Source organism: Myroides sp. DF42-4-2 (assembly GCF_030326445.1).
Lineage (GTDB): Bacteria > Bacteroidota > Bacteroidia > Flavobacteriales > Flavobacteriaceae > Flavobacterium.
Map to the genome: position 1 here is coordinate 1 of NZ_JACAKI010000060.1, position 944 is coordinate 944.

Below are 944 nucleotides of genomic sequence, written 5' to 3' on the forward strand. Positions count from 1 at the left end.
ATATCTACTTTCCATATATCTGTGCTACCCATCGTACCTGGCATGTCGGAAGAAAAGTAAAGCGTACGACCGTCCTTACTCACACTAGGATTACTAACCGAGTAATCACTCCCATTGAAGGGAACTGGCTCGAAATCGGTCCACTTATCTTTTTTCTTAGTCGCACGGAAAACACTTACTTTTCCTAGCTTAACCAATTTTGCTTTGTTCTTAACAAACTTACCTGCGCGGAAACTCTCCGTTGCAAAGTACATCGTATGACCATCCCCAGTTACCGTAGACGGACCATCGTGGTATTTGGTATTCAATTCTGAAACCGGTTCTACATCGTATAAGGGATCATCTGCGTTTTTGTATTTCGCTTGGTAGATGTCTAAATACCCTTGGTTGTCCCAGCCGTATTTCTTTTTGGAGTTGTTCCCTGCACGAGTAGACGCAAAGTAAAGCGTGTCCCCTACGGTTAAAAAGGCGCCAAAATCATTGCCCTGACGGTCGTTGATCCCAGACTCTTCATAGGTAAACAGCTCCTCTTGCTCGCGCAATCTTGGAATGTAATCCGGTTCGCGTAAAAATGCAATAGCCCGTTGATCCTCAGGGTTGCGCTCAGCGAATTTCTTCATCGCAGCATTGGACGACTCATAGCGTCCGCTAGCCTTGAGCATCTGTGCGTAACGGTAGTACAACTCCGAATCTAAACTAGGATCCTTCTCTAAGGCTTTCCCGTAGTATTTGGCCGCTTCAACGGTATTGAAAATGTTGTAATAGCAGTCTGCTAGTTGTAAATAAATATAATTATCTGTCTTGGCCCCGCGGATCAACTTCTGATACACCTTTGCCGCCTCGACAAACTCGTAGCGGTTGTAGTGCTCATTGGCAATCTCTAAAGGTGGTTTGATAGGCTCTTGAGCACTTAGACTTTGCGTGGATAATAATCCACCCAATAA

At 44.9% G+C, this 944-nt stretch carries 1 pseudogene; it reads right to left on the minus strand.

Annotation, left to right across the window (positions count from 1 at the left end):
• Positions 1–944 (minus strand): annotated as a pseudogene (locus HX062_RS16135) (OmpA family protein); the annotation flags it as partial.